Annotated in this window: 13 protein-coding genes; 5 read left to right on the top strand and 8 right to left on the bottom strand. The window is 68.8% G+C overall.

The window, feature by feature from the left end; all coding sequences use genetic code 11:
- Positions 1-119: 119 nt before the first annotated feature.
- The 3 genes from ACIRA5_RS21555 (at position 120) to ACIRA5_RS21545 (ending at position 3,518) form a co-directional block, all read left to right on the top strand.
- On the top strand, positions 120-1,292 hold the full coding sequence (locus tag ACIRA5_RS21555; RefSeq protein ID WP_403692969.1) for a pectinesterase family protein: 1,173 nt from the start codon (positions 120-122) through the stop codon (positions 1,290-1,292).
- 1 nt (position 1,293) lies between these two features.
- A complete protein-coding gene (locus ACIRA5_RS21550) occupies positions 1,294-2,310 on the top strand; it encodes a pectinesterase family protein (protein WP_403692967.1) in 1,017 nt (338 codons plus the stop codon).
- A 95-nt stretch (positions 2,311-2,405) separates the two neighbouring features.
- On the top strand, positions 2,406-3,518 hold the full coding sequence (locus ACIRA5_RS21545) for a chondroitinase-B domain-containing protein (protein ID WP_403692964.1): 1,113 nt from the start codon (positions 2,406-2,408) through the stop codon (positions 3,516-3,518).
- Between the two features lie 68 nt (positions 3,519-3,586).
- On the opposite strand, the gene ACIRA5_RS21540 is transcribed toward ACIRA5_RS21545, so the two are convergent.
- The 4 genes from ACIRA5_RS21540 to ACIRA5_RS21525 are packed head-to-tail and all read right to left on the bottom strand — an operon-like array spanning position 3,587 to position 9,003.
- Complete coding sequence (locus ACIRA5_RS21540; protein WP_403692961.1) at positions 3,587-3,898, bottom strand: hypothetical protein; 312 nt, start codon at positions 3,896-3,898, stop codon at positions 3,587-3,589.
- Positions 3,899-3,912: 14 nt separating this feature from the next.
- Entirely contained in the window at positions 3,913-4,359 is a 447-nt protein-coding gene (locus tag ACIRA5_RS21535) for a hypothetical protein (RefSeq protein ID WP_403692958.1), read from the bottom strand.
- The gene (locus ACIRA5_RS21530) at positions 4,356-8,636 is read right to left on the bottom strand and encodes a DUF6531 domain-containing protein (protein ID WP_403692957.1); all 4,281 of its coding nucleotides are present in this window, start codon (positions 8,634-8,636) and stop codon (positions 4,356-4,358) included. The genes ACIRA5_RS21535 and ACIRA5_RS21530 overlap by 4 nt, the downstream gene beginning before the upstream one ends.
- Positions 8,626-9,003 carry a hypothetical protein gene (locus ACIRA5_RS21525; protein WP_403692954.1) on the bottom strand — a complete coding sequence of 126 codons (378 nt, stop codon included), beginning with the start codon at positions 9,001-9,003 and terminating at the stop codon, positions 8,626-8,628. Before ACIRA5_RS21525 ends, ACIRA5_RS21530 begins: the two co-directional genes overlap by 11 nt.
- Before the next feature lie 232 nt (positions 9,004-9,235).
- Here ACIRA5_RS21525 and ACIRA5_RS21520 point away from each other — a divergent pair, with 232 nt between their 5' ends.
- Positions 9,236-10,030 (top strand): HAD family acid phosphatase, encoded by a 795-nt coding sequence (locus tag ACIRA5_RS21520; RefSeq protein ID WP_403692952.1) that lies wholly within the window; start codon positions 9,236-9,238, stop codon positions 10,028-10,030.
- A 14-nt stretch (positions 10,031-10,044) separates the two neighbouring features.
- On the opposite strand, the gene ACIRA5_RS21515 is transcribed toward ACIRA5_RS21520, so the two are convergent.
- Complete coding sequence (locus ACIRA5_RS21515; protein ID WP_403692949.1) at positions 10,045-12,264, bottom strand: family 43 glycosylhydrolase; 2,220 nt, start codon at positions 12,262-12,264, stop codon at positions 10,045-10,047.
- 235 nt (positions 12,265-12,499) lie between these two features.
- On the opposite strand from ACIRA5_RS21515, the gene ACIRA5_RS21510 reads away from it, so the two are divergent.
- On the top strand, positions 12,500-13,657 hold the full coding sequence (locus ACIRA5_RS21510; RefSeq protein ID WP_403692946.1) for a pectate lyase: 1,158 nt from the start codon (positions 12,500-12,502) through the stop codon (positions 13,655-13,657).
- Positions 13,658-13,880: 223 nt separating this feature from the next.
- Here ACIRA5_RS21510 and ACIRA5_RS21505 read toward each other — a convergent pair whose 3' ends face one another.
- From ACIRA5_RS21505 to ACIRA5_RS21495, 3 genes are all read right to left on the bottom strand, one after another.
- Positions 13,881-14,711 carry a pectate lyase gene (locus ACIRA5_RS21505; protein ID WP_403692945.1) on the bottom strand — a complete coding sequence of 277 codons (831 nt, stop codon included), beginning with the start codon at positions 14,709-14,711 and terminating at the stop codon, positions 13,881-13,883.
- A 99-nt stretch (positions 14,712-14,810) separates the two neighbouring features.
- A complete protein-coding gene (locus ACIRA5_RS21500; protein ID WP_403692943.1) occupies positions 14,811-15,674 on the bottom strand; it encodes a hypothetical protein in 864 nt (287 codons plus the stop codon).
- Positions 15,671-16,237: a SigE family RNA polymerase sigma factor gene (locus ACIRA5_RS21495; RefSeq protein WP_403692941.1), complete on the bottom strand. Its 567-nt coding sequence runs from the start codon at positions 16,235-16,237 to the stop codon at positions 15,671-15,673. The genes ACIRA5_RS21500 and ACIRA5_RS21495 overlap by 4 nt, the downstream gene beginning before the upstream one ends.
- Positions 16,238-16,373 lie beyond the last annotated feature (136 nt).

The raw sequence follows: 16,373 nt of genomic DNA, 5'->3' as shown, positions 1-16,373 counted from the left end.
GGTCAGGCCGGAGCGGCTCCGCACCGCCCGTCACCCAGGGCGTACCGCTCCGGCCCTTCGTCCCTCCCGCAGAGCCCGCGAGGCCTCTGAGCCTCGCGGCACAGCGAAGGAGCATCGCCATGCTCTCCCGCACCACCACACCCGGCACCACCACACCCGGCACCACCACACCCGGCCCTGCCGTCCCCGGCCGGAGAACCTTCCTCGTCGCCAGTGCCGGAGCCGCGCTCGCGCTCGGCCTCGCGACTCCCGCACGGGCCCAGGCGCGGCCCCAGGAGAAGTCCCCCTTCGGGCGTTACGGTTCGCCGTCCGCCCGGCTCACCGAGCGGACCCTGTACGTCCACCCCGGCGGCCTCGGCGACCACACCACCGTCCAGGCCGCCGTGACCGCCGCGAGCGGGGCCGGATACACGCTGGTCATCGCGCCGGGAACATACCGGGAGACCGTCGCCGTCAGCGTCGCCCGTACGGAGATGACCTGGATCGGCGCCTCCGGGGACCCGCGTGACGTCGTCGTCGTGTACGACAACGCGGGCGGCACCCCGAAGCCCGGCGGCGGCACCTACGGGACCACCGGGTCGGCCACCACCACCGTGCAGGCCGACGGGTTCACCGCCCGCTCGATCACCTTCGCCAACGACTTCCTGCGCGCCGACCACCCCGAGATCACCGGCACCCAGGCGGTCGCCGTCAAGGTGCAGGGCGACCGCTCGGCCTTCGTGGGGTGCCGGTTCCTGGGCCACCAGGACACGCTGTACGCCGACTCGATCGCGCTCGGCACCTTCGCCCGCCAGTACTACCGCGACTGTTACGTCGAAGGTGACGTGGACTTCGTCTTCGGCCGGGCGACCGCCGTCTTCGAGCGCTGCCACTTCCGCACCCTGAACCGCACGGACCTGGCGACCGCCCCGTACGGCTTCGTCTTCGCCCCCTCCACCGCGCTCGCCAACCCGCGCGGCTACCTGGTCGCCCACGGCCGTGTCAGCAGCGAAGCCCCGGACGCGTACTACAAGCTCGCCCGTCCCTGGGTGCCCGGCTCGGACACCACCGCCCGGCCCATGCTGACCGTCCGTGACACCCGCCTGGCCGCCGGGACCGACGCGGTCGCGCCCTACACCAACATGGCGGACGCCTACCCGTGGCAGAGCCAGCGCTTCGCCGAGTACCGGAACACGGGGCCGGGCGCCGTCATCAGCGTCCCGGAGAACCGTCCCCAACTGAGCCCCAGGGAGGCCGCGTCCGCGACCCGGGAGGCGTACCTCGGCGACTGGACACCGTGGAAGGGGTGCTGAGATGCGCCGACGCGCCTTTCTCGCCACGGCCGGTGCGCTCGGCGCCCTCGGCGCGACTCCCGCCTTCGCGGGCGGGCGCCGGGTGCTGCACGTCCGACCCGGTGACTCCGTCCAGGCCGCCGTCGACGCGGTGACGGGCGCCGGCTGGACGATCGTCGTGCACCCGGGCACGTACCGCGAGGTCGTGAACATCCCCGCCGACAAGGCCGGCCTGACGCTGCTCGGCGCCGGCCGCGACCCGCGCGACGCCGTCATCGTGCACGACCATGCCAACGGCACTCCGAAACCGGACGGCTCCGGAACGTACGGCACCGCGGGCTCCGCCACCTTCACCTCGGCGGCGCCGGGGCTCACCGTGCACGGGCTGACGCTCGCCAACGACTGGCTGCGAGCCGACCACCCGGACATCACCGGGACCCAGGCGGTGGCGGCGTACGTCACCGGGGACCGCTCGTCCTTCATCCACGTCCGCCTGCTGGCACACCAGGACACCCTGTTCGCGGACACGACGGCCCTGACCGCCTTCGACCGCCAGTACTACCGGGACTGCTATATCGAGGGCGACGTCGACTTCGTCTTCGGGCGGGCCACCGCCGTCTTCGAGCGCTGCCACTTCCACACCCTCGACCGGGACGTCGCTTTCACACCCGAGGGGATGGTCTTCGCGCCCTCCACGGCCCGCGCCAACCCGCACGGTTTCCTGGCCCTGCGCGGCCGGGTCACCTCGGGCGCGCAGGACGGTGCGTACAAGATCGCGCGGCCGTGGGTGCCGTCGTACGAGACGACGGCCTGGCCGTCCCTGGTCGTACGGGAGACGGAACTCGGCCCCGGCATCGACGCGGTGGCGCCCTACGTCGACATGCGCGAGGCCTACCCCTGGCAGTCCATGCGCTTTCGCGAGTACCGCAACACCGGCCCCGGCGCGGAGATCACCGTGCCGGAGAACCGTCCCCAGCTCACGGACACGGAAGCCGTGTCGCACACGCGTGCGGCGTATCTGGGCGACTGGTGCCCGTGACGTCCCCGACGGGACCACCGAAGAGCGCACCGAAGCAAGCCCCGAAGAAGGTACCGAAGCAGTCCCCCACCGTATCGACGAAAGGACCGCACTCCATGTCTCGTCGAACCGCTCTCGTCCTCGGCGCCGCCCTGACGCTCGGCGCCGGACTCGCCGTCCTGCCCACCCAGGCCCAGGCGGCGACCGTCGTCGTCAGCACCACGGCCGACCTCACCAGCGCCATCAAGAACGCCACCGCCGGCACCGTCATCCAGGTGCGCGCCGGCACGTACTACCCGACGGCCACCCTCCAGTCGACGGCCAACGGCACCTCGTCGAGCCCTGTCACCCTCCAGGCGTACGGCACGGAGACGGTGAAGATCGACGGCTCGTCGCTGCCCGCCGGGGACTGGATCTTCAAGCTGACCGCCGACTACTGGAACGTCTCCCACCTCACCTTCCAGAACTCCCCGGACAGCGCGGTCGTCTGCCAGTCCTGCACCGGTACGAACTGGAACGACATCAAGACCATCAACGGCGGCGACTCCGGCTTCACGCTCACGGGTGATGGCACCGTCAACAACACGGTCAGGAACATCGACTCGTACGGCAACTACGACGCCGCCACGCACGGCCAGAACGCGGACGGCGTGGCCATCAAGTTCGGCTCCGGCACGGGCAACCTGGTGACTGGGGCCCGGCTGTACAACAACTCGGACGACGGCATCGATCTGTGGTCCTTCTCCTCGCCGGTCACCATCGAGCACACCTGGTCCTTCGGCAACGGCAAGAACCGCTGGGGCGACTCCGCCTTCGAGGGCAACGGCAACGGCTTCAAACTTGGCGGGAACGGCGTGACGGTCGCGCACGTCGTCAACAACTCCGCCGCCTGGGACGACGCGGGCAACGGCTTCACCGAGAACTCCAACACCGGCTCGATCGTCATCAACCGCACCACCGCGTACGCCAACGGCAAGTACGGCTACTACTTCGCCACCAGCTCCGCGAAGCTCGGCAAGAACCTGGCGGTGAGCAACGGCAGCGCGGCGGTCTCCAAGGGGTCCTCGGTCACGTCCGCCGGCAACAACTGGGACTCGGGCGTCTCCACCCCGTCCTTCGTCTCCACGGACGCGTCGACGACGTACAACTCCCGGAAGTCAGACGGCTCGCTGCCCGCGACGACGTTCCTGACGACGGGCAGCACGACGATCGGCGCCACGATGAACTAGCTCTCGGCAACCGTCCCGTGCGGGAAGCGGCAGGGCCGACCGCTTCCCGCACGTACAGCGACGCACACTCAGCCCAAGTGCCACAGGGCGTACGCCACCACGCACAGGATCACACCGGCGAACCCCATCAGCGCACCCAGGAACCGGAGATAGCCAGGGGTCGCGAAAAGGGTGGGCGACCCGCCCAGACGCCCCATCGCCGCCCAGCTCTCCTCATTCTTACGGCGCATCCGCTCGGAGCGCCGGGTGGTGATCCCCCGCACGTCGAACGCCCAGCCCACTCCGCACCAGAGGGCGACCAGGCCGCCCAGCAGGAACACGGCGAGGACGACCGGCGAGGGGGCGTGCGAGCCCGCGGCGAGGTCGAATCCGTCGGTCAATTCTTCAGATCCTTTCAAAGTTCGCCATGCTCGCGCCTGGCCACGAGTGGACGAAAAGCTGCCAAGGCGTCCGCGTAGTCGGGTGCGGCAGGATCCCCGGGGGGGAGAGTGAGGGACAGCGATTCGGCCGCACCCAGTACCGCTGATGCGAGTTCGTCCGACGCCGTGCGGGCGATGATGCCGTCCCTGAAGGCGACGGAGACTCCGTCCTTGATGCGCCGGAAGACGAGGCTGAACGAGGTGTCGACACCGGTGAAAGTGAGCGTTTTGCCATGGCCGCTGAGAAAAGCCCGGAGGCTGTCCAGCAGCTGTGTCACCGAGAGGTAGATCATCATGCCCTGGTCGGGGGTACGGCCTGCTGAATCGGCCGTACCGAGCCCCCCGGTGACGGACATGTCACCGAGGTCGAATCCGCTGGGGTCGCCCTGGCCGGGTCGAACGGTGAACTGCACAGTGATCACGGGGTGTAGCTCTTTCCTACCGGGAAGAAGGTGATGATGCGATTCCCGTCGTCCGAGTCGACGACCAGGCGGTACCGGGCCCGCATTCCGTTCACGATCATCCTCTTCTCGTAGGTCTGCATCCGGCGCGCAGGATCCGAAACGCGTGTGCCCTTCTCGATCATCGTCTCCGCGGCCTTCTCCACCTGGGTGCGTGTGGTCGACGGAGGCAGGAGATCGCCGTGGCCGCCGTTCGCGGTACCCGCGATGTGACGTTCGTCGATGTGCTGCCAGCCCTCCTTGGGGTTGCCGTCCTCAAGCCTCGGAGTGGTGCGGCACATCGCGAGCCCGTAGGGGTCGATCCAGGTCAGCGGATGCGGGCCGTACCAGTAGGGGTTCGGGCCGGCGTCCAGACCGAGTGGGTCGGACGAGACATAGCGTGCGGTCTCCGGGTCGTAGTACCGGTGGAAGTTGTGATGCAGGCCGGTTTCGGGGTCCGCGTACTGGCCCGGGAACCGGAGCGGGCAGTCCACGGACTCGTGGTCGTCCGTGGGCGCCGGATACCTCGTTCCCCAGAGGGTGGTACGGCGCTGCCAGACCACGTTGCCGTCGCTGGAGACGAGTTCGGTCGGGGTACCGACCGAGTCCGTGACGACAGCGTGGAAGCGGACGGTGCGGTCGGCCGTCGTGTCCTCGGCGAGCTGAGCGAGGAACGAGGTGCCCCGGGCCACCTCCGCAGGTCTGTGACTGGTCTGAGCGAGGGGGCGGTGTGTGCCGGGCGCGTAGTCCCAGGTGGTGACCCCGCCGTCAGCGGCCCGCTGTTCGGCGAGATGGGTGTCGTCCCAGGTGAAGTGAGTGCGATCGGTCTCTGAACCATCCTCGCGGAGACGGCACTTGGACATGCGGCGACCGAGCGGATCGTATGCGTAGCGCCAGCGCTCGCCCTCCGGTGTCGTTGCCTCGGTGAGACGGTCCTCCGCACTCCAGGTGAGCGTCCAGATCCGTTGCTGCCCGTTGAGCAGCGCTCGGGTCTTGCGTACCAGGCGGCCCTGCGCGTCGTACTCGTACGACGTGCGGCCGGAGCGGCGGACGAGGGTGCCCTCGGATTCATGGTCACCAGCCGCGTCATGGGCCGGCGCCGAAGCGTGGGCGAGGTTGCCCGACGTGTCGTACGCATAGGTCTCGGTCCATCCGTGACCGCGTACGCCCGTGACTCGCCCCATGACATCGAGGTCGTAGCGGCGGGTTCCGGAAGTGAGTTCGCGGACTTCGGTGACGTAGCCGTCGGCTCGGTAGGCGTAGGCGCGGTGCTGGAGCAGGAGGTCCGCTGCCTCGGCGCCCCGTGTCGTGAGGGACTGGGCGGTGAGGCGGTCGCTCGCATCCCAGCTCTGGGAGAGGGCTGTGTCCGTACCGATGAGGCGACGTGTCTCGCGTCCCGCCGCGTCGTAGGTGAACCGCAACTCCCCGTCCGCGACCCGGAGCTCGGCCGGACGCCCCGCAGCGTCGTACGTCCATTGCGAAGTGATGCCGCTCGGGGTCCGGCGACGGGTGCGCCGGCCGAGAGCGTCGTAGGTGTGTGCGGTCGTACGACCGTTGACGGTTTCGGTGAGAACACGGCCGAGCGCGTCGCGCTCGATCGTGATGTCGACATCCGCGTTGGCCGCGTGCGCGAGGTGACCGTCCGGACCGTACGCGTACCTTGTGACGGTGCCCGTGTTGTCGAACTGCTCTGTCACCCGGCCGAGTGCGTCCCGTGTGAAGCGCAGCGTCTCCCCCGCGCCGTTGGTGCGGGACAGCAGGGCGCCCGCCGCCTCGTGCGTGTAGGTGAGGGTCCGGCCGTTGAAGTCGGTCTCCGCTGTCAGGCGGCCCGCCGCGTCGTAGCTGTACGACCAGGTCAGCCCCTGCGGATTGGTGACGCCCGTCAGCCGCAACTCGGTGTCGTAGGCGAACGCGTAAGTCGCACCGTCCGGGTCCGTTCGGGAGGCGGCGACGTCGAAGTGACCGGCGGTGCGATGTGTCGTGTTGCCCGCGGGGTCGGTATGGGTGAGGAGGTTGCCCTCGGCGTCCCAGGTCCACAACTCCCTAGTACCGTGCGCTTGTTCGCGCCATGCTGGCTTGCCCTCCGTTGTCCAGCCCATGCGGGTGGTGTGGCCCAGCGGGTCGGTCACGTCGACGATCCGGCCGAAGGAATCGCGGCGTACCGACGTCGTGTGCCCCAGTTCGTCGGTGAGCGCGACGGGCAGCCCGGCGGCGTCGTACGCCGTGGTGCGCGTGTGGCCGAGCGCGTCTGTGACGGCTGTCGGACGGCCTGACTCGTCGTACGCGTATCGGGTCTCGGCGCCGGCCGGGTCGACGGTCGTCAGCACGTTGCCGCGCTCGTCGTAGGTGTGTCGCCAGGTCGCTCCGCCCGGTTCGAGGATCTCCGTCGGGAGGGCCAGCTCGTTGTAGGCCGCCCGAGCCACCGAGCCGTCGGGAAGCGTGAGTTCGGTCAGGTTTCCGGAGCCGTCGTAGCCGTACCGGGTCGTCCGGCCCAGCGGATCGGTGACCGAGCGGGGCTTGGTGCCCGACTCGTCCCACTCCGTGCGCGTGACGTGCCCCAGCGGGTCCGTCTCCTCGACGACCAGGCCCTCGGAGTTGTAGCGATGGCTGGAGACGCGGCCGAGCGAATCGGTGTACGTCGTCGTGGCCGCCGCCTCGTCGTACGTCAGCGTGCCGGACAGGATGCCGTCGACGCCCTCGGTGCGCACGACACGGCCGCGTTCGTCGTAGACGTAGGAGAACCAGGTCCCGTTGCGGTCGGTCCAGCGCGTCATCCGGCCCTGGTCGTCGTAGGTGAACCGGAGCGGCTCACCGCTGGAGTTGACGACCTCGGTGAGGTTGCCCGACGGGTCGTAGCCGTACCGCATGACGAGCGTGCCCTCGCCCACCGGGCCGTCGGGGCCGTAGCGGGAGGGGGGTTCGTCGAGCAGGCGCAGGGCGGTGACGCGGGGGCCCTGGGTGTCGACGGCCAGGTAGTAGCCGCCGGAGTGGCGGATGCCGAACGGGATGCCTTCGTCGTCACGCTCGATGTCGATGCGAGCGCCGTTTCGGTCGCTCCAGGAGCCCAGGGGGAGATGGAAGACGCCGAAGGAGCCCGAGGAGAAGGGGGTGCTGAAGGTGCGGACGACTCCGGAGTCGGGGTCGGTGATGGTCATGACGCCGTCGGGCTTGCCGTCCCAGCGCAGTGGCCAGCGCGCGCCCTTCAGAGGGAGGGTCGGCACATCCGGCTCCGGCACGGGGTAGACGAGCCGCATGCCGTCCGCCGCCGCGAAGACGACCCCCTCGCCGTCGATCTGCACGCACTCGTCGAGGGTGGAGATCCAGGTCGGGCCGAAACAGACCCCGCCCCGGTAGGAGGACAGATGGGTGCGCTGGAAGAGGAGGGGAAAGGAGGCCGGCAGTGTCAGGTCGGTCTGGGACATCAGCATGGCGCCCGTCGCCACGTCGATCGGCTCGCCGACGCACGGCGTGCGCTCCGCGTTGCGCGCGGCGGGTCCGAGCTCGACCAGGTCGGGGCGGAGGGACGGCGGGCGCAGCAGGAGGGGAGTGGTGTCGCTGAACGCGCCCTCCATGCCCGCCTTCAGCACGCCGCCGCCCGCGCCCAGCGCGCCGCCGAAGATCATGCCGTCCTTGGCGGCCTGGTTGACCTCGTCCAGGCTGAAGCCCTGCTGCAGACCGGCGGCCATCTTCAGGGGCTGGGCCACGGCCAGGTCGACGGTGACCGACTCGATGCCGCCGAAGGCCGCCGCGACCAGGGTGCCCGCCGCTATCTCCGCGACGGTGGTGGTGACCGCGACGCCCATGGTGGCGCCGAACTCGATGATGGCGTCGGCTGCCGCGACGGCGGCTCCGGAGGCGAGGCCCGCCGTGAAGAAGGCCAGCGCCACCCCGCCCGCGATCACGGCGGCGTCGATGCCGATCTGCGTCCAGAGTTTGTTGATGGCGTCGTCGATGGCGTCCGCGAACTTGTCCAGGGCCTTCGCCATCGCCCGGGACGACTCCGCCAGGTCGCTCAGCCAGCCGGCGTCCTTGCCCTTGGCGTAGCGGTTCCAGAACTTCTCGAACGCGTCTATCGACTCGCCGGAGTTGTGGTGGATGAGGGAGGACGCACTCGTGTGCACCGGTCCTCGTACGTCGTCGACCGAGTCGGCGAAGGTGCGCCAGGCGGTCGCCGCGGCCCGCAGCGAACCGGAGTTGGCGTCCGGCCACCACAGGCCCAGCTTCAGCAGGATCTTCTTGGCCTCGTCCTCAACGCTCACCGGAACCGTCGCTCCCTGCCTTGTCGGTCCCGGCGGTCTTCACCTCGGTGAACATTCCCGCGATCAGCTGGTCGTTGTCGACGGTGCCGTCCGCCAGGTCGTTCATGGCCTCGTGGATGCTCACCAGGCCGAGTACGAGGGTGCCCGCCGCGCTCTCTATCTTCTTCTGCTGCGGTGAGTAGGCGTCCCCGAACTCCTTGCCCTGTTTGTCGTCGCCCCAGGGTTTTCCCAGGCTGTCCAGGGTGGTGACGAGGGTGGTGAGTGCCTTGCTGAGGTTCTTGGCCCCTTCGTGGAAGTCCGGTGCCGCGCGCTTCAGGTCGGCGGTGTGGATGTGCAGGACCATGCCGTCGCCGTTGCCCTCACCCATGCGGCTCTCCCCGTCTGACGCATCGTTCGCATGTGCGTTCCGACCCTAGGAGAACCGGTTCAAGAGAAGGTCAATTCGAGGCCATCTGCGGGCAATGCATCCGGGGGGAGGCCGCCCGCGGGTGAGGTCTCGATCGGATAAAGCCTCCCGCATGGCGTGCGTGATGCGCGTAGACAGTCCCTGACCTGGTGCGGAATGACCTGGTCACCCATCACTCAGATCCGGAGAATCCATGCGGAAGTCCCTCAGAGCGGCAGCCATCGCGGCCGCTTGTGCCGTCGCCGGCGGAGCCCTCTACGGCACGGGCGTCGCCACGGCCGGCCAGTCGACGGCCAACTCGACCCACGAGCCCTACAACATCGGGCTCCTGGTCAAGGACATCGACACCTACTACGGCGCCACGCTCGACAGCAACGGCGTGTACCAGGCGTCCAAGGACAGCCAGTACGCCAAGGACCTGTCGCGCCTGGAGTCGGACGCCAAGCGCTACATCGACAGGGCGGCGCACAGGGCGAAGCACCGGGGCGAGAAGCCCGCGGTCGTCTTCGACATCGACGACACGCTGCTGCTCTCCCTCGACTACGAGAAGAAGACCAACTACACGTACAACTCGGCCTCCTGGGCCGCGTACGTGGCCCAGGCCGACCGTCCGGCCGTCTTCGGCACCCCCGAACTCGTCGCGTACGCCAAGTCCAGGGGCGTCGAGGTCTTCTACAACTCGGGCCTGAAGGAGTCGCAGCGCGTCGACGCGGTCACGAACCTGAAGAAGGTCGGCGCCGACATCAACCTCGACGCCGCCCACATGTTCCTCAAGGACGCGGCCAACCCGCCGGCCTACCTGAGCGCCTGCGCCACGGCCGCCGCCTGGAACTGCACCACCGTGCAGTACAAGTCCGGCACCCGTCAGCACATCGAGTCCCTCGGGTACGACATCGTCGCCAACTTCGGCGACCAGTACTCCGACCTCGACGGAGGCTACGCCGACAAGACGTTCAAGCTTCCGAACCCGACGTACTTCGTCAGCTAGTACGCAGGTAGCACTCAGGACTTGGTCCGCACGGGGCGGATCGACTCCAGGGTCGGCACCACCGGTTCGATTGTTCCGTCGGCTGCGAACTCCATGCGGTCGATCGTGGTCTCCCGGTGCGTGCCGTCCCCGCCGGCCTTCCCGGGGCCGTTCAGGGCGAACCGGTGGTAGACGATGTACCAGTCGTCGGTGCCGGGGACGTTCACCACGGAGTGGTGTCCGGTGCCCTTGATGCCGTACTCCGGGCGCTTGGACAGGATCGTGCCCCGCTTGGTCCACGGACCGAGCGGGGACGGTCCGGTCGCGTAGGCGACGTGGTAGTTCTCGCTGCGGGTGTCGTCCTCGGACCACATGAAGTAGTACGTGCCCCGCCGCTTGACGACGAAGGATCCCTCACGGAAGTCGGGCTGCGTGATGTCCCGCACCTGCGAGGCGTCGAACGACACCATGTCGGCGTTCAGCGGCACCACGTATCCGTGGCCGTTGCCCCAGTACAGATACGACTGACCGTCGTCGTCCGTGAACACCGCCGGGTCGATCATCTGGCCCGTCAACCGGCCCTTGGCCACCAGGGGCTCGCCCAGCGCGTCCTTGAAGGGACCGGCCGGGGAGTCGGCCACCGCCACGCCGATCTGCTGCTCCGCACAGAAGTAGAAGTAGTACTTGCCATCGCGTTCGGCGATCGCCGGGGCCCAGGCGTTCTTGTCCGCCCAGGACACATCGGGTCCCAGGTCCAGGATCACACCGTGGTCCTTCCAGTGGACCAGGTCCTTCGAGGAGTACGCCTTGAAGCTCGTCCCGCTCCAGCCCGCGTAGCCGTCCGTCGTCGGATAGATCCAGTACTGGCCGTCCAGGTAGTGGACGTCCGGGTCGGCGTTGAGGCCGGACAGGACCGGGCTGCGGTTGGGTACCGCCTCGACCGTCCAGGTCCGGCTCGTCCCGTCCGGGGCCGTCACGGTGTAGGTGCGCGGGGTGCGGAAGTCCCGGGGTGTGCCCGAGGCCGGGCTGACCTTCGCGCCCGCGGCGACCGTCAGGGTGGGGGCCAGGTGCCTGAGGTCCGCGTCCGGCTTCATCGGCAGGACGACCTTCGAGGCCGACTCGGTGACGATCGCATACCCGTTCTGGCCCTTCGCGGTCGCGTCCACGACCGAGGTGCCGGTCACCGGGTAGGCGGCCAGCAGCCGGTCGTACTCCGCCTGTGTCACCGGCATCACCGTGCCGTGCCGGGGGCTGGCGGGCAGTTGGTAGTTCGTCGACATGGTCCACTTGCCCGAGTCGAGGTCGGTCGTCTCGAAGGGGACGTAACCGCGGCTGCCGTACTCGTCGATGAACAGGTACCACTTGTTCTCGGTGTTGGACTTGAAGACCGTCGGGCCCTCGCCGCGGTCGATCGAGCCGCTGCCGATGCAGTCGGAGACGAAGTCGTACTTGGTGTTCGTCAGGGAGGCCGACTTCTCGCCGGTGATGAACTTCGAGCAGGGGCTGGAGGAGCTGGGATCGCGCTCGTCCTTGGTGTAGCGGTAGTAGCTGCCCTTGTTCTTGACGACCGTCGAGTCGATCACCGAGTAGCCCGGGTCGTCCCAGACCTTCGGCTCGCTGAAGGTGCGGAAGTCCTTCGTGGTGGCGTACAGCATCTTGTTGTACGTCGATCCGGTGTGGTCCGGGTCGTCGTCGGCGTACAGCTTGGACGCCCAGAAGACGACGTACTCACCGAGCGAGTCGTCCCAGTAGGCCTCCGGCGCCCAGGTGTTGCCCGCGTTGTCGGGGGCCACCTTCACCAGGCGCTGGTCGGTCCAGTGCACCAGGTCGGTGGACTCCCAGATCATGATGGACCTGCTGCCGTGCCGCTGCACGTAGTCCCAGCTGCCGCTGGAGTTCTGGTACATCTTCAGGTCGGTGGCGATGAGGAAGAACTTGTCACCCTTGGGGGAGCGGATCACGAAGGGATCGCGCAGCCCCTTCTCGCCGACGGTGGACGTCAGAACGGGATGGCCCGCGTTCAACTCCCGCCAGTGCAGCGGGTCGTTACCGCGGCTCAGGGCGTAGCGGATCTGCTCGCCGTCGGCCGTGCCCTCGCCGGTGAAGTAGGCGAAGAGATAGCCGGCGTACTTCGGTTCGTTCACGTGCGATGCTCCCGATGGTGACGGTGACGCGGGGCTCGGTGGGGCGGCCAGCAGGCCCAGGAGGAGCGCGAGGACGGGGATCAGGAGCGCGCGGGCGGTGCGGCGTCGCATGACACATCCTGTCGGAGTCTGGTGGATTCTGTGGGGGAAGCGCTCTCGGAGTGTTGCCAGTGGGGGACAGCGCGTCAATTGATGAAGGCGGCATGACGACCGGCGAAAGTTTCGACCTTTTTCGTGAGCCTCCGGCAACGTTTCCCGCCACCGCGGCGACCAGGGAGCAGAAGCGGGCCGGGGCGGCCCCTCCGGCCCGCTTCGTCTCCCGTCCCTCCAGGAAAGGAACGCCCCCGTGCTTCTGAGCACCGGACGTCACCGCAGGACCCGTACGCTCTCGATCGCCGCGGCGGTGGCCGTCGCCGCGGGGGCGGGTGGCGTCTACCTCGGCCTCGCGAACAACGGCTCGGCGCAGGCCGCCGCCACCACGGTCACCGTCTCCACCACCGCGCAGCTCCAGACGGCCGTCGCCCATGCCGCCGCGGGCACGACCATCCAGGTGCGCGGCGGCACGTACTACCCGACGGCCACGCTCAAGTCGACGGCGAACGGCACCGGTTCCACGCGCATCACGCTCACCGCGTACGGCAGCGAGAAGGTGAAGATCGACGGCTCCAAGCTGCCCGCCGGTTCCTGGCTGGCGGGGATCTACGGCGACTACTGGACCGTCCAGAACATCACCTGGCAGAACTCGCCCGCCCAGGGCTTCGTCGCCACCTCCTCCGTCGGCGGCGTCTTCAAGAACCTGGTCACCGCGAACAACGGCGACTCGGGCTTCACGCTGCGCGGCGACGGCACGACCGGCAACCTCGTGCAGAACCTGGACAGTTACGGCAACTACGACGCCGCGAGCCACGGGCAGAACGCCGACGGCATCGCCATCAAGTTCGGCTCCGGCACCGGCAACAAGGTCACCGGCGCGCGCCTCTACAACAACGCGGACGACGGCCTCGACCTCTGGCAGTTCTCCTCGCCGATCACCATCGAGCACTCCTGGTCGTACGGCAACGGCAAGAACCGCTGGAACGACGCCGCCTTCGAGGGCAACGGCAACGGCTTCAAGCTCGGCGGCGGCGGGGCCTCGGTCGCCCATGTCGTGAACAACGACGCCGCCTGGGACAACGCGGGCAACGGCTTCACCGAGAACTCCAACACCGGGGCCATCGTGCTCAACCGCAACACCGCCTACGCCAACACCGACGCGGGCTTCTACTTCGCGACGGGCAAGGCGCGGCTCGCCAGGAACCTCGCGGTGAGCAACAAGGGCGGCCTGGACAAGCTCGGTTCCGCCACGGTCTCCGCGGCCAACAACTGGGACAGCGGCACCTCGACGCCGTCCTTCAGGTCGACGGACGCGACCACGGCGTACGGTGCCCGCTCGTCGAGCGGTTCGCTGCCGGCGACCACGTTCCTGACGACGGGCTCGACGACCATCGGCTCGACCATGAACTGACGTACCCGCGTACTGACGTACGAGGGAAAGTGAACGCCCCCGCCGGTCGTCACCGGCGGGGGCGTTCCTCTGACTGGCTCCGAGGGGGGCTCAGGCCAGCAGATCCATGGAGTCACTCATGCGTCCGACGTCCACGCACTGTTAGGGACGTTGAACATGAGCATGTGGTTGTTTCCGCGGCACGAATCCGTCGTGAGGACCGGTGAGCGAGGTGAAGTCCCCCTTACTTGTACGTGATGTCGGAGGACGTGAACCTGCAGAAGGTCCCGTCCGCGCCGGTGCCGAGCTCGGTGGGCTCCTTGCCGCTGCTGTTGCCCTTGAAGCGCACGCAGGTCTTGAGCTTCTTCTTGGTGTCGCCGGTGACACGGATCTTCGACAGCGTCGCCGTGTCGCCGAAGTTGGAGTTGATACCGACCAGCGCCTTGCCCGGGGCGGTCGCGTCGATGTCGCTGAGCACGATCGTGCGCTTGACCTGCGTCTTGCAGTTGCCGCAGGAGCGCGCCAGCTTGCCGAAGTTCTCCACGTGGAAGCCGGTGATGGAGAGCGTGCCGGCGCCGTTGAACTGGAACACCTTGTCGGAGGCCTTCTGCGCGCCACCGCCGACCACGTTGTACTTCGCGGACGATGCCTTGCCCTTGAAGGTGGCCGCGTCCTCGCCGACGTCCAGCCACCACACGTTCTGCAACGTGCAGCTGCCCAGGCAGTGCACGCCGTCGGCGGCCGGGGTGCCGATGATGACGTTCTTGAGGACCGCGCCGTCCTTGAGCTCGAAGATCGGGCCCTGGTTCTCCGACTGGTCGGAGGTGCCGAGGGAACCACTGCCGAAGAACTTCGTCAGCTTGCCGTCGTAGGTGCCCGAGACCGAGATCGTCTTCGAGACGGCCTTGCTGCCCTTGGCCGTCGGCCAGACGGAGCTCGCCCCCGCGGTGCTCAGCATCGACGTCGTGACGAGCGCGGCCCCGGTGATGCCGAGGGCGGTGACCCCACCGATCACGGACCGCCGCTTGGTGAGGCGGCGACGGTGCCGGACGCGCTGTTCAACTCGTGCAGTCATGAGGCGGATTTCCTTGCGGGGAGGGGACGTGTTCGTCTCCTGGTCGCCGCAGGTGAGGAAAGGGTTGCCGCCGTCCGCAGGTTTTTTCGAGGCGGTTTTCTACGAGTCGCCGTCGGTGCCGCTCGCGGCGGCGAAGTCACCCGCCACCGACAGTGTCCTGTCCGTGGTCTTCGCGTTCGCCGAGTAGCGGTCGTCCTTGGCGTCCCGGCCGCCGCGGGTGTGGTTGTACTGGCCCGCGAAGACCCACTGGCCGGCCGCCAGGGTGTGGCCGTCCTTGAGCACCCAGGTGTAGACGAGGAAGCCGTTCTTCTCGGCGACCGTCGTCGTGAAGTCGCTCTCGGGTGCCGAGCGCCAGGAGCCCGCGTCGCTGACCCCGCCGGTCTGCCTGATCTTCAACTCGACGGTGAGCGAGGTGAGTGCGCCGGCGTTCTTCAGGGTCACATTGCTCTGCGCCCAGAAGTCGTTGCTGTGCGGATCTACCGAGCCGTCGGACCACAGCGAGCCGTCCTGGTTGCCCGCGGCGGGCGCCTTGGGGGCGGCGGGCGAGGAGTGCGCGGCCGAGGGGGTGTCCGAGGCAGAGGCGCTCGCCTTCCCGGACGGCTTCGAGGCCCCCGAGGTGTGCGAGGGGTGCGGCACGACGGGCGCGCGGCTCGTCGCGTCCGGGGAGACGACCGGGCTCGGCGAGACCGCGACCGTCTGCTGCGGCGGGTTGTTCTCCTGCACCGCCGCGGCCACCCAGTAACCGCCGACCGCGAGGACGCCCGCCACCGCGGCCGTGGCGCCGACGATCCGTCCCCAGCCGAGCACCGGCGGACGCGCCGCGCGCCGGGGGCGACGCTCGGCGGCGCCGGACATCCCGCGCTCGACCCGGGCCAGGATGCGCGCGCGGTCGGGCTCATGCGCCTCGGCCGCCTCGTGCAGCCCGGCGCGCAGCTCGTCGTGCACGTCCTGCGCCTTCCTCATCGGTCCCTTCCTCCGGCTCCACCCGTGGGCAGCACACTCGCGTGCACCCGCATCGGGGCCTCTTCGGTGCCGAGGAGCCGCTTGAGTTCGGCCATGCCCTTCGACGTCTGGGACTTAACCGTACCCACGGAAACACCGAGGGCGAGCGCCGTGTCCTTCTCCGAGAGGTCGAAAGCGTGCCGAAGCACGACACATGCGCGCTTACGGAACGGCAGCCGGCGCAGCGCCTCCTGGACGTCGATCTTCCCCGCTACGTCGGGGTTCTCGGTCCTGTCCTCGCGCTGCGACCAGAACAGTGTGATCCGTCTGCGCTCGCGCACGGCGCTGCGGATCCGGGTGCGGGCCAGGTTCGCGACGACACCACGGGCGTACGCCACCGGATGGTCGGCCGCGCGCACCCGGTCCCAGCGGTGCCACAGCGCGAGCAGCGCGTCGGCCGCCAGATCGTCGGCGGCGTCCGCCTCTCCGGTCAACAGATGGGCGAAGCGGGCGAGTTCGGCGTGGTGCCGCTCGAAGAAGGCGTGGAACTCCACGGAGGCTGCGTCGTCGACGACAGTGCCCACGGCTACCTCTCCTTGCTGCGGCTTTTGAGCAACCGGTGCGGGTGCGTGCGTATACGGCCCCCGTGCGCCACCCGTGAAGGAATGGTGCCCCCCTGGGGCGAGATGCGTGAGCGTACCAGCGATGCGTACAGGGCTT

Source organism: Streptomyces sp. NPDC096311, from assembly GCF_044763085.1.
Taxonomy (GTDB): domain Bacteria; phylum Actinomycetota; class Actinomycetes; order Streptomycetales; family Streptomycetaceae; genus Streptomyces.
The sequence above is the reverse complement of the archived record's forward strand: the minus strand, read 5'-3'. Positions and strand labels throughout refer to the sequence as shown.

Excerpts from the sequence above, each read along its gene's own strand:
- ACIRA5_RS21555 (WP_403692969.1), top strand. The coding sequence starts at position 120 with ATGCTCTCCCGCACCACCACACCCGGCACCACCACACCCGGCACCACC.
- ACIRA5_RS21550 (WP_403692967.1), top strand. The coding sequence starts at position 1,294 with ATGCGCCGACGCGCCTTTCTCGCCACGGCCGGTGCGCTCGGCGCCCTC.
- ACIRA5_RS21545 (WP_403692964.1), top strand. The coding sequence starts at position 2,406 with ATGTCTCGTCGAACCGCTCTCGTCCTCGGCGCCGCCCTGACGCTCGGC.
- ACIRA5_RS21525 (WP_403692954.1), bottom strand. The coding sequence starts at position 9,003 with ATGGGTGAGGGCAACGGCGACGGCATGGTCCTGCACATCCACACCGCC.
- ACIRA5_RS21520 (WP_403692952.1), top strand. The coding sequence starts at position 9,236 with ATGCGGAAGTCCCTCAGAGCGGCAGCCATCGCGGCCGCTTGTGCCGTC.
- ACIRA5_RS21515 (WP_403692949.1), bottom strand. The coding sequence starts at position 12,264 with ATGCGACGCCGCACCGCCCGCGCGCTCCTGATCCCCGTCCTCGCGCTC.
- ACIRA5_RS21505 (WP_403692945.1), bottom strand. The coding sequence starts at position 14,711 with ATGACTGCACGAGTTGAACAGCGCGTCCGGCACCGTCGCCGCCTCACC.
- ACIRA5_RS21500 (WP_403692943.1), bottom strand. The coding sequence starts at position 15,674 with ATGAGGAAGGCGCAGGACGTGCACGACGAGCTGCGCGCCGGGCTGCAC.